General features: G+C 71.5%; 6 protein-coding genes. 4 read left to right on the forward strand and 2 right to left on the reverse strand.

Features of this window, described 5'->3' with window-relative positions; translation table 11 throughout:
• Nucleotides 1-78 precede the first annotated feature (78 nt).
• From ACIP98_RS12210 to ACIP98_RS12225, 4 genes are all read left to right on the forward strand, one after another.
• The gene (locus tag ACIP98_RS12210) at nucleotides 79-1,674 is read left to right on the forward strand and encodes an NADH-quinone oxidoreductase subunit M (RefSeq protein ID WP_319658409.1); all 1,596 of its coding nucleotides are present in this window, start codon (nucleotides 79-81) and stop codon (nucleotides 1,672-1,674) included.
• Nucleotides 1,671-3,323, forward strand: coding sequence for an NADH-quinone oxidoreductase subunit NuoN (gene nuoN, locus ACIP98_RS12215; protein ID WP_319658410.1), 1,653 nt, complete (start codon nucleotides 1,671-1,673; stop codon nucleotides 3,321-3,323). Before ACIP98_RS12210 ends, nuoN begins: the two co-directional genes overlap by 4 nt.
• A gap of 415 nt (nucleotides 3,324-3,738) precedes the next feature.
• Nucleotides 3,739-4,875, forward strand: coding sequence for an ATP-grasp domain-containing protein (locus tag ACIP98_RS12220; RefSeq protein ID WP_401975355.1), 1,137 nt, complete (start codon nucleotides 3,739-3,741; stop codon nucleotides 4,873-4,875).
• On the forward strand, nucleotides 4,872-6,080 hold the full coding sequence (locus tag ACIP98_RS12225; protein WP_319658412.1) for an NAD(P)-binding domain-containing protein: 1,209 nt from the start codon (nucleotides 4,872-4,874) through the stop codon (nucleotides 6,078-6,080). Before ACIP98_RS12220 ends, ACIP98_RS12225 begins: the two co-directional genes overlap by 4 nt.
• A gap of 307 nt (nucleotides 6,081-6,387) precedes the next feature.
• Here ACIP98_RS12225 and ACIP98_RS12230 read toward each other — a convergent pair whose 3' ends face one another.
• Nucleotides 6,388-10,686, reverse strand: a complete 4,299-nt coding sequence (locus tag ACIP98_RS12230) for a discoidin domain-containing protein (RefSeq protein ID WP_401975357.1) — start codon at nucleotides 10,684-10,686, stop codon at nucleotides 6,388-6,390.
• 535 nt (nucleotides 10,687-11,221) lie between these two features.
• Nucleotides 11,222-12,385 carry an AI-2E family transporter gene (locus ACIP98_RS12235; protein ID WP_319659624.1) on the reverse strand — a complete coding sequence of 388 codons (1,164 nt, stop codon included), beginning with the start codon at nucleotides 12,383-12,385 and terminating at the stop codon, nucleotides 11,222-11,224.
• Nucleotides 12,386-12,545: the final 160 nt, after the last annotated feature.

The raw sequence follows: 12,545 nt of genomic DNA on the forward strand, positions 1-12,545 counted from the left end.
GCTCCACCGGCCCGGCACGGCAGCCGTACCCGTCCTCCCGGCCGCCCAGCGGCTCCCGCTCATGAGGGGTGTTGCCTGATGTCCTTCCCGCTGCTCACCGTGACCGCCGGGCTCCCGGCGCTCGGGGCGATCGCCACGGCCGCCGTCCCGGCGGCCCGGCGAGGGACCGCGAAATGGCTCGCGCTGGGCGTGTCCCTGGCCACGTTCGTGCTCGCGGCGCTCGTGGTCGCCCGCTTCGAGCCGGGCGGCGCGCGCTACCAGCTGACCGAGTCGCACCCCTGGATCGCCAGCTTCGGCGTCCGCTACGAGCTGGGCGTCGACGGCATCGCGGTCGCGCTCATCGGGCTCACCGCGCTGCTCATCCCCTTCGTCATCGCGGCCGGCTGGCACGACGCCGACCCCCTGGAGGAGAAGAACCCCAACCGCCGCTGGCGGCCGACGCAGGGCTTCTTCGCGCTGATCCTGCTGGTCGAGGCGATGGTGATCATCTCCTTCGAGGCCACCGACGTCTTCCTCTTCTACATCTTCTTCGAGGCCATGCTCATCCCGATGTACTTCCTCATCGGAGGCTTCGGGGACCGTGCCCACGAGCACGGCGAGGAGGAGGCGGCCCGTCAGCGCTCGTACGCGGCCGTGAAGTTCCTGCTCTACAACCTGGTCGGCGGACTCATCATGCTGGCCGCCGTCATCGGGCTGTACGCGGTCACCGCCGACCAGCTCGGCCAGGGCACCTTCTCCCTCCAGGAGATCCTGAACGCGCGGGCGGCGGGCAAGCTGGAGATGTCCACCACCGCCGAACGCGCCCTGTTCCTGGGCTTCTTCTTCGCCTTCGCGGTCAAGGCCCCGCTGTGGCCGCTGCACACCTGGCTGCCCAACGCGATGGGGGAGTCCACGGCGCCGGTCGCCGTGCTCATCACCGCGGTCGTCGACAAGGTCGGCACCTTCGCGATGCTCCGCTTCTGCCTCCAGCTCTTCCCGGAGGCCAGCAAGTGGGCGACGCCGGTGATCCTGGTGCTGGCGGTGATCAGCATCATCTACGGCGCCCTGCTGGCCATCGGCCAGCGGGACATCAAGCGGCTGGTCGCCTACGCGTCGATCTCGCACTTCGGGTTCATCGTGCTCGGCATCTTCGCGATGACGACCCAGGGCCAGAGCGGGTCGACGCTCTACATGGTCAACCACGGCATCTCCACCGCCGCGCTGATGCTGGTCGCGGGCTTCCTGATCTCCCGCCGCGGCTCCCGGCTCATCTCCGCCTACGGCGGGGTGCAGAAGGTCGCCCCGGTCCTGGCCGGCACCTTCCTGATCGGCGGTCTGGCCACCCTCTCGCTGCCGGGGCTCGCGCCCTTCGTCAGTGAGTTCCTCGTCCTGGTCGGCACGTTCAGCCGCTACCCGGCGCTGGGGATCATCGCCACCGTCGGCATCGTGCTCGCCGCGCTGTACGTCCTCGTCCTCTACCAGCGGACGATGACCGGTCCGGTGAAGGCCGAGGTCGAGGGCATGCCCGACCTCAAGGTCCGCGAAGTCGCCGTGGTGGCCCCGCTGATCCTGCTGCTGGTCTTCCTGGGCGTCTATCCCAAGCCGGTGACCGACATCGTCAACCCGGCGGTCCAGCAGACGCTGTCCGACGTGCACAAGACCGACCCCAAGCCGGCGCTGGAGGCCTCCAAGTGAGCAGCACAGGTGCTGTCCACAGCCTGTGGACAACGGCGGCCCCGCTCGCCGCCGACAAGATCACCGCGCCGAAGATCGAGTACGCCCAGCTGGCGCCGGTGCTGATCGTCTTCGGCGCCGCCGTCCTCGGCATCCTCGTCGAGGCCTTCCTGCCGCGCCGGGCCCGCTACACCGCCCAAGTGGGGCTGGCCGTCCTCGGCATGGCCGCCGCCTTCGCCGCGGTCGTGGCACTCGCGGCGGGCGGCTACGCGACCACGAAGGCGCACATCGCCGCCATGGGCGCGGTCGCCGTCGACGGCCCCGCGCTCTTCCTGCAGGGGACCATCCTGCTGGTGGGCCTGGTCGGGGTGTTCACCTTCGCCGAGCGCCGCCTCGACCCCAAGGCGCACGGCCGGCACGTGGACTCCTTCGCCGCGCAGGGCTCCGCCGTGCCCGGCAGCGAGCAGGAGAAGGACGCCGTCCGGGCGGGCTTCACCACCACCGAGGTCTTCCCGCTGCTGCTGTTCGCCGTCGGCGGCATGCTGGTCTTCCCGGCCGCCAACGACCTGCTGACGCTCTTCGTGGCGCTGGAGGTCTTCTCCCTGCCGCTGTACCTGCTCTGCGCCCTGGCGCGGCGCCGGCGCGTGATGTCGCAGGAGGCCGCGGTCAAGTACTTCCTGCTGGGCGCCTTCTCCTCGGCCTTCCTGCTGTTCGGCATCGCCCTGCTGTACGGCTACGCGGGCACCGTCTCGTACTCCGGCATCGCCTCGGTCGTGGACGGCACCGCCAAGCTCACCCCGGCGCTCGCCGGCTCCTCGGGCAACGACGCGCTGCTGCTGATCGGCTCCGCGCTCGTCGGCATGGGCCTGCTGTTCAAGGTCGGCGCCGTGCCCTTCCACATGTGGACGCCGGACGTCTACGAGGGCGCCCCGACCCCGGTCACCGGCTTCATGGCCGCGGCCACCAAGGTCGCCGCCTTCGGCGCGCTGCTGCGCCTGCTGTACGTCGTCCTGCCGGAACTGCGGTGGGACTGGCGGCCGGTGCTGTGGGGCGTCGCGATCCTCACCATGCTGGTCGGCGCGATCGTGGCCGTCACGCAGACGGACGTGAAGCGCCTGCTGGCGTACTCCTCCATCGCCCACGCGGGGTTCATCCTGGCCGGTGTCATCTCGACCTCGAAGGAGGGCGTCTCGTCGGTGCTCTTCTACCTGGCGGCCTACTCGTTCGTGACGCTGGGCGCCTTCGCGGTCGTCACGCTGGTGCGCGACGCCGGCGGCGAGGCCACCCACCTGTCGCGCTGGGCGGGCCTGGGGCGGCGCTCCCCGCTGGTCGCCGCCGTCTTCGCGGTCTTCCTGCTGGCCTTCGCGGGCATCCCGCTCACGTCCGGCTTCGCGGGGAAATTCGCGGTCTTCAAGGCCGCCGCGCAGGGCGGCGCGGTGCCGCTGGTCATCGTGGGTGTGCTGTCGTCGGCGATCGCGGCCTTCTTCTACATCCGCGTCATCGTGCTGATGTTCTTCAGCGAGCCCAAGGCGGACGGCCCCTCGGTCGCCGTGCCGTCGCCGCTCACGTCGACCGCGATCGCCATCGGCGTCGCCGTCACGGTCGTGCTGGGTGTGGCGCCCCAGTACTTCCTGGATCTGGCCAACCAGGCGGGCACGTTCATCCGCTGACCCCGCACCGCCCCGACGCGCCCCGGAGCCCAGCAGGCTCCGGGGCGCGTCGGCGTGTGCGGGCTCCCGGGCACCGCTGGGAGCGTTCCCGGTCTCCGCGCGCCCCTCCGGACCCGCCACCACCACCACTGCTGTGACCTGCGGCGGAGCGACACGCGACGGCCCGCGGGACGTTGCCTAAAGAGTTCGCAATGTCCGGAAAAGTCTTGCCGACGCGGTCAATTCGGGCTTAGCTTCCTTTCAGGTCACGGTCGGGGTGGGCCGATGAAACCGTGATCATTGGGGGGATTACGTGGTGAGGTCCGCGTTCGCGATCGATCCTGCCGTGCCCGGATTGATCGTGAAAATCGGTAACTATCCGCTGCACCACGGCGGGGTGGGAGCGATCCGGAGTCTGGGGAGGCTCGGCGTCCCCATGTACGCCGTCACCGAGGACCGGCGGACGCCTGCCGCCGCCTCGCGCTATCTGCGCGACCGTTTCGTCTGGCCGACCACCGGACTGGAGCCCGCGGAACGGCTGGTCGAGGGGTTATGCGGCATCGGGCGCCGGATCGGGCGCCCGACGGTGCTCATCCCGACCGACGAGGAGGCGGCCGTGCTCATCGCCGAGCACGCCGGCGAACTCGCCGAATTCTTCTTGTTCCCGCGCACCGAGGACCCGGGGCTGTCGCGGCGGCTGGCGAGCAAGCAGGGGCTGCACGAACTGTGCGTCCAGTACGGCGTGCCGTCGCCGCAGGCGGCCTTCCCGGACTCCTACGAGGACGTGGAGAAGTTCGCGGCCACCGCCCGCTTTCCCGTCGTCGCCAAGAACCGGGAGGCTTTCGTGCGCCGGAGGGCGCCCGCCGTACCGGGCACGACCCGGATCGCGGGGCCGCGGGAACTGCTGGAACTGGCGCGCGGCTGGGGGCCGAAGCCCGGCGTCATCCTCCAGGAGTACCTGCCGCGCGAGGAGGCCGAGGACTGGATCGTGCACGCGTACTTCGGCGCGGGCGCGGCCGAGCCGGTGCTGTTCACCGGGGTCAAGGTCCGTTCCTGGCCACCGCACGCCGGGATGACCGCCTGCGCGTACGTCGTGGCCAACCCCGAACTCGCGGCCCTGGCAGCGCAGTTCTGCAAGAGCGTCGGCTTCCAGGGGATCGCCGACCTGGACTGGCGCTACGACCGCCGCGACGGGCGCTACAAACTGCTGGACTTCAACCCGCGCATGGGCGCCCAGTTCCGGCTCTTCGAGTCGGCGGCCGGGATCGACGTGGTCCGGGCCCAGCACCTGGACCTCACCGGCCGGGAGATCCCACGCGCGGGCCAGCTGGAGGGCCGCCGCTTCGTCGTGGAGAACATCGACCTGCCCGCGCTGCTCGCCTACCGGCGCAGCGGCTACACCACACCCCACGCGCCCGCCCGCGCCAGCGGCACCGAGCTGGCCTGGCTGGCCGCCGACGACCTGAAGCCCTTCGTCACCATGCTCGCCCGCTTCGTCCGCCCGGGCGCGCGGCACCTGATCCAGATGTACCGGTCACGACGTCGAACCGCGTTGCGAAAGGACCCCTCATGACGACGCCCGTAGCCGTGATCGGAGCCGGGCCGTACGGCCTGTCCATCGCCGCCCACCTGCGTGAACGCGGCGTGCCCGTGCGTACCTTCGGTGATCCGATGGTCAGCTGGCGGGAGAACATGCCGGCCGGCATGGTCCTGAAGTCCACGCCGCCCGCCTCCAACATCTCCACCGGCCGGAAGGGGTACACGCTGCCCGACTTCTGCCGGGAGATGGGGGAGCGGCCACTGGTCACCGACTGGGACCTGATCCCCTCGGAGACGTTCGTCCGCTACGGGCAGTGGTTCCAGCAGCGGCTTGTGCCGGACCTGGAGCAGGTGCGCGTCGTGTCCGTCGACCGGCGGCCGGGCGGCGGATTCGACCTCAAGCTGGACTCCGGGGAGCAGTTCCAGGCGCGGGCCGTGGTCGTCGCCAGCGGCCTGCTCGGCTTCGCCCACACCCCCGACCTGCTGCGCGGCCTGTCCCCGGACGGCCCGTCGGCCGGTGGACCGGTCTCGCACAGCTCCCAGCACACCGACCTCGCCCGGTTCGCCGGGCGGGAGGTGACCGTGGTCGGTGCGGGCCAGTCCGCGCTGGAGAGCGCCGCGCTGCTGGCGGAGGCGGGCGCGACGGTGCGGCTGCTGGCCCGCGGCCGGCGAGCGGTCGGTTTCGGCGACCCGCCGGACCGCCAGCCGCGGCTGCGGCCCGAGTCGCCCTTCGGGCGGGCCTGGTCGCTGTACGCCTTCTCCTACCACGCCCAGTACTTCCGTCCGCTGCCCACGTCGCTGCGGCTGTACCTGGTACGGCGCGTCCTGGGGCCGCTGGGGGCGTGGTGGCTGCGGGAGCGCTTCGAGGGGAAGGTCGCGGTCAGCGAGGGCCACGCGCTGCGCAGCGCCCGTCTCGACGGCGAGGGCAAGGTCGTGCTGTCCACGGCGGCGCCCGGCGGGCGGGCCGCCGAGTTCGCCGCCGACCACGTCATCGCCGCCACCGGCTACCGGGTCGACCTGGACGCGCTGGACTTCCTCGCACCGGAGCTGCGCGCCGCGCTGGCCCGCACGGGCGGTTCCCCGCGCCTGGGCGCCGACTTCTGCTCCTCGGTGCCGGGGCTGTACTTCACGGGGCTGCCGGCGGCGGCCACCTTCGGGCCGGTGCTGCGCTTCGTGTGCGGCACGGAGTGGGCGTCGCCGCGACTGGCCCGGGCGGTGACGGCGGCGTACGGGCGCTAGTTGTTCCGTGCACGCGGCGGGGGGGGGGGGGGCGCCAGACCCCCCCCCCCCCCCGCCCGCGGGGCCGGCGGGGGCCCGCCCCCCCCCCCCCCGGGGGCCCCCCGGGGCCCCCCCCCCCCCCCCCCCCCCCCCCCCCCCCCCCCGCCCCGCGCCCCCCCCCCCCGGGGGGGGCGGCCCCCCCCCCCCCCCCCCCCCCCCCCCCGGGGGGGGGGGCCCCCCCGGGGGGCCCCCCCCCCCCCCCCCCCCCCCCCCCCCGCCTCGTGTGCGCCGTGCGCCCCGGCCGGGACCACCGGCCGGGGCGTACCGGCTACGGGTTGCGCGTGATGGTGAAGGTGGACGTGGTGTTCTTGATGTCCTGGTAGTTGTCGTTGAACTGCAGGTTGTTGAAGGTGACCGAGCCGACCGCCGGGCCCTGGCCGGACTCCGGCATCTCGTTGGCCCACAGTCCGAAGCCGGACTTGGCGTCGAAGGCGTCACCGCTGCGGTGGGCACCGGTGATGGTCACGTTGGTGAGGATCGTGTCCTTGATCGGGTTCTGCGGCTGCCCGCCGACGTAGTTGGTCTGGAACATGATCCCGCTGTAGGTCGGGTCCACGATGTCCACGTCGCTGACGCGGATGCCCTGGAAGACCTTCGAGGCCGAGAAGAGCCAGATGCCCGGGAAGGTCTGACCGCCCCAGAAGTGTCCGCCGGCGCGGACGATGGAGACGTTCTGGATGTTGGTCGGGTCGGTCCCGAAGCCGTTCATCGGGTAGCCGAAGTCCAGGGAGCTGATCGTGACACCGGAGTACACCAGCGTGTCCGCGATGAGGATGTTGCGGAACGTGTTGGCGTAGCCGCCGTAGACCGCGATGCCCGCGGCGCGCCAGGTCAGCAGGGACGTCAGGTTCTCGTACAGGTTGTTCTTCTCGTCCGCGCCGCCCGCGTCGATCGCGGAGAAGAGCGCGAAGCTGTCGTCACCCGTGGCACGGGCCTCGATGTTGTCGAGGTGGTTGTCCGTGCTGCCGTTGGTCATGTTGATGCCGTCGGCGAAGGTGTCGCGGATGCGCGAGTTGGTGATGGTGACGTTGTCGGTGTTGGCGCCCCAGTAGAGGCAGACGGTGTGCTCGTTCCAGACGTTGTCGATGGTGATGTTGGCGACGTTCGCGAAGTCGAAGACCTTGCCGGGGCCGTCGATGCGGGAGGTGTAGTTCCCGAAGAACGCGAAGCCCGAGAAGGACGAGCCGTTGGCCGTGGAGTCGGCGCGGAAGCCCGCGTCGGTGTTGGACTGGCTCGACGGGGTGTGGAAACGGGTGTACCAGGGGCCCGCGCCGATGATCTTGATGGCCTTGCCGTAGACCTGGAACTTGCTGGAGGTGTCGTAGTCGCCGGCCGGGAGGTAGACACCCTTGATCGTGCCGGTGGTGTCCATCCGCGCCTTGTCCAGGGCGTTCTGCACGTCCTGCTGGCTGAAGCCGGTCGGCGCGGTGTACGCCGCGGGGTCCGGGTTGGCGATCGGCGTGGCCTGCTCGGTGTTGATGAAGTCGATCGCGTAGTTGGTGGTGTTGGCGGTGTCCTTCTGGATCTTGATCTTGGCGCCGGCCGGCACGGTGGTGCCGAGCAGCATGTTGGCCTCGTCGTAGATGTGCCGCGGGCTGCCGTCGCCGGGGCTGTTGCCCGGGGCGGTCTCGTTGCCGTAGAGCCACGCGTACTTCGAGGTCAGGTCGATGGCCTTGAGGAAGGTGCCGTTGACGTAGACGTCGAGTGTGGAGTTCGTGCCCCCGCCGCCCGACGCGTCCGGGATGGAGTAGCGCACGACCAGGGTGTTGGTGCTGGCCTTGGTGGTGAACTCCACCGAGCTGCCCGTGCTGTTCAGCGTGACGGCCTTGCGGCCGGACGCCTCGCCCGCGAGGTCGCCGACGGTGCGGTTCGGGCCGACGACCTGCGCGCCGCCGCCCAGGACGCCGTCCTCGGCCTCGTACATGTCGTACGGCATGTTGGCGCCGCGCCCGACGAACAGGGACTGGGTGCTGGTGTTGTTCTGCTGCTTGACCGCCAGCTCGTTGGCGTCCGCGGCGATCACCGTCTTGACGGAGTACTTGCCGTTCACCGCCGTCCAGGTGCCCAGGTTGACCGGGCTGCTGGTGCTGCCCGCCGCGATGGCACCGCTGTAGGAGCCGGTGAGCGTCTTCACGACGCTGCCGGAGGCGGTGTCGGTGACCGTCACCGTGATGCCGTGGGCGCCGCCCGCGGAGGCCACGGTGCCCTGGTTCTTGATCGCGACCGAGAAGGTGACGGTGTTGCCCTTGCCCGGGTTGCCCGGCGTCCAGCTGGACGGCGCGGCGACCAGGTCGGAGCTGTCGACCGGCTTGACGACCAGCGGACTCGAACTGGTGTAGGCGTTGTTGGTGTCGTTCTGCTCGATGACGGTGTTCGACTCGTCGACCGCCGCGCCGAGCGGGTAGCTGCCCGCGTCACGGGTGCCGATGTTCGCCGTCACCGTGGTCGAGCCACCGGCGGCCAGCGCGCCGACCGCGGCGGTGCCGACCTTGGTGGTGCCCAGGTAGAAGGTGACGTTCGTGGCGCCCGAGGCCAGGTCGCCGATGTTGCGGACGGTGGCGGAGAGCGTGACCGCGTCGGTCTCGACCGGCGCGCTCGGGGACACGGACATGGCGGAGACCGTCAGGTCCGGGTTCGGTGCCGGGGTGCCGATCACCTGGAACTCGGCGACCTGACCGCCGCCCGCGCCGCTGTTGGCGGTGAACGTCAGCCGCACGTCGGCGACGCGCGCGCTGACCGGGATCGTCACGGTGTTGCCGGAGGCCGGGTTGAACGTGTAGTCCGCCGCGGCCTTGAGGCTGGTGAAGCCGCTCGCGCTCTGCTCCCGGCCGAGCACCTGGATGGTCTGGGTGCGGGTGCCCCAGGCGCCGTCGGGGTTGAGCTTGAGGACCAGCGAGCTCACGTCGGCGTTGGCGCCGAGGGAGACGGTCAGCGTGTTGGGGTAACTGCCGCCGGCGCCCTCCCAGTACGTGGTGACGCTGTTGTCGTTCGCGTTGGCCGCGACGAAGTTCTGGGTGGTGGAGGAGGCCGTGATCGGCTTGCCGACGGCCATGTTCGAACCGGGGCCGCTGGTGGAGCCGTTGCGGATGACGGTGGCGCTCGCGACGCTGCGGTTGCCCGCGGCGTCCTTGGCCTTGATGTAGTACGCGACGGTCGCCGAGTCCGACTGGGTGTCGGTGTACGTCAGCGTGCTGCCGGAGACCGTGGTGCGCAGCTGGTCGTTGGCGTAGACCTCGTAGCCGGTGACGCCGACGTTGTCCGACGAGGCGGTCCAGGTCAGCTTGATCTGGCCGGACGCGGGCTGGGTGTAGGCGAGGTTGCCGGGCTGCGACGGCGCCTGCGTGTCGCCGCCGGTGTCGCCGGTGCGGGTGACGGTGTTGCTGTTGCCCGACTGGTTGCCCGCGGCGTCCTTGGCCCGCACGGAGTACGTGACCGTGGCGGTGTCGGGCTGGCTGTCGGTGAAGGTCGTCACGTTGCCGGCGACGCTCGTGCGCAGCATGCCGTTGGCGTACACGTCGTAGCCGGTCACCCCGACGTTGTCCGTGGACGCGTTCCAGGTCAGCCGGATCTGGCCGGACGCGGGCTGCGTGTAGGCCAGACCGGTGGGCGCGGACGGCGCGACGGTGTCACCGGTGGCCGGGCCGTAGATCTCCAGCTCCGACAACTGGGCCGCGGCCCAGCCGGTGTTGGCCGTGACGTTGACCCGCACGTAGCGCACCGTCGCCGAGGTCAGGTTGATGGTGACGGTGTTGTTGCTCCCGGGGGTGAACGCGTAGTCGTGGGAGGCCACCAGGTCGCTGAAGTTCGACCCGTCCGTGCTGCCGCGCAGCGACAGCGTCTGCGTCCGCGCCTCCCAGGCCGGCGGCAGCTTCAGCACGACCTTGCTGACGCCCACGGAGGAGCCGAGGTCGGCCTGGAGCCACTGCGGGAAGGCGTTGTTGGCACTCTCCCAGTACGAGGACTGGTTGCCGTCGTTGGCGTTGGCCGGGGTGTAGGGGGCGTTGCTGCCGCTCGCGGTCAGCGTCCGGCCCTGGGCCAGGTTGTCCGTCGAGGAGGCGGCACCGTGCACCTCGAGTTCGGAGACCTGGGCGGCGGACCAGCCGGTGTTGGCGGTGACGTTCAGCCGCACGTACCGGGTCGTGACGGCCGAGAAGCCGATCGTGACGGTATTGCCCGCGCCGGGCGCGAAGGTGTGCGCCGCGGAGCCGGAGAGGGTGGAGAAGGTGTTGCCGTCCGTGCTGCCCTGCACCGCGAAGGTCTCGTCGCGCGCGCCCCACGCGGCGGGCAGCTTCACGACCACCTCGTCGACGTTCGTCCCGCTGCCCAGGTCGACCTGGACCCACTGCGGCAAGGTGCTGCCCGCGCTCTGCCAGTACGTGTCCTGGCTGCCGTCGGTGATGTTCGCGACCCCGTACTCGGCGTGCGAACTGCTCGCGGTGGCCGTTCTGCCGGCGGCGAGGTTCGGCCCCCCGGCGGCCGAGGCGGGCGGCGCCGACAGGCCGAGGACGACCATGCCCGCCGCGATCACCCCCGCCACCAGCCGCTGGACCATGTGCTTCCTACGCATGTCGTCCCTATGCCTCTCGTGTGTCGAATGAACGAGAAGTTGCGTTGATCGCTCATGAAATTGCGTTAACCGTGGCGATAGTTGCAGAGTCAATTGCGGTCGTCCATGCCTACGACCGGGCCTTTTGATATGCACGCGACAGGCTTGCACTGCTGCGTCGTGCGCACGGCACGTACTTGCGCCTGCATGCAAGATTTTGCGCAATTCGCAATTACTCTTGCCTCTGTGGGTCGCCTTTACTACGCTCCCTCGCCGCTCCGGCGCGGCCTCGTCCACATGTTCGGACGCCCTCGTTCCGTATGCCGGCGCCGCCGAGGGGGAGGGGGCCGCTGCCGGACGCACGGGTTCCGGGCCCCCGGGGAAGGGCCTGCGGGCGGGCCCGGCGTGCCGGTGCCGGGCGCCGCCGGCGCATGCCCGCCTGCCGGAGTCCTCGGCTCCGGGGAGTCGCCGATCGTCCGGGGGGCACGGCCGTGCGGGCGGCGGGAACGGTTCTCCGCCCGCGGCTGCCGGGGGAGCCGGTGCGAGGGCCGGGCGTCTACGCCCGCTGCGCCCCCGCGGCGCGCAGCGCCTGGCGGACGGACCAGAGCACGGAGACGAGCGGGACGGCGACGACCGCGCCGATGACGCCCGCGGCGATGGCACCGCCGATCACGCTGAGCGCGACGACGACGGGGTGGAGGCGGACGGCCCAGCTCATCACGAGGGGGTGCAGGACATGGCCCTCGATCTGGCCGATGACGACGATGAGGGCCACCACCACGAGCGCGATCAGCGGCCCCTGGGAGGCCAGCGCGACGACCGCGGCCACCGCGAGCGCGATGGGGGAGCCGATCAGCGGCACGAAGGCGGCGAAGAACTCCAGCAGCGCCAGGGGGAGCGCGAGCGGCACGCCGAGCGCGTAGAGGGCGAGTCCGACGAGGACGGCGTTGGTGCCGGCCACGAGCACGATGCCGTGCGTGTACCCGGTGAAGGTGTGCCACGCCGCCGTGCCCCCGACCGCCACCCGGTCCCGCACCGACAGCGGCAGCTGCCGGCAGAACCACGCCCACTGACGGTCGCCCGAGTGCAGGAAGAACACCGAGCAGAACAGGGCGAGCGCGAAGACCGTGAGGACCTCGATGAGGCGTCCGGCGCCGCTCAGCGCGGTGCTGATGAGCGTCGAGCGGTGGCTGGACAGCCAGTCGCCGATCTTCGACTGGAGGTCCGTCAGCGCCTTCGGGTCCAGGCGGAACGGCGGTGACTCCAGCCAGCGCTCGATTCTGGACAGCCCGGCCCCGAACTCCTTCTGCAGTCCCTCCTGTTCCTGGGCGACCGCCTCGCCGACCAGCGCCAGCACGCCCAGCACGAGGACGATGCTGCCGAGCAGCGACGCCGCGACGGCGAGCGGCCGCGGCATCCACCGCGCCAGCAGGTCCGCCGCCGGGCGGAGCATCGCCGTGCCGACGAGCCCCAGGAAGACCGCGACCGCGATCTCGTGGAAGCGTCCCAGGACGGAGAAGATCCCCCAGACGACCACGCCGACGACGATGAGCCGCCAGCTGTACGCGGCCGCCGTGTTGAGCGCCGGGAGCACGCGCGGCCCGGTCCTGTCCGGAGTCCGTCCGGCTGCCGCGCGGCGGCCCGCGCGGATGCGGTCCCGGCGTCCTCCCGGCGGCATGCCCGGGTCCGGGCCGCCCTGCGTGTGCGCTCGCCTGGGCATGGGCCCGCCACCACCTCCCGTACGCCTGGGCTCGTACCACCGCTCCGGTCCCGGGCAACGTGCCGCGGGCGTCTTTCGCCCGAAGGCACCCACCGCGGGATCGCCGCGCGGTGTGCCGTGCCGCCCGGCGGCCGCCGCGTCGTCCCGGGCCGTCGGGGTC

The sequence above is a fragment of the Streptomyces sp. NPDC088354 genome, from assembly GCF_044753585.1.
Lineage (GTDB): Bacteria > Actinomycetota > Actinomycetes > Streptomycetales > Streptomycetaceae > Actinacidiphila.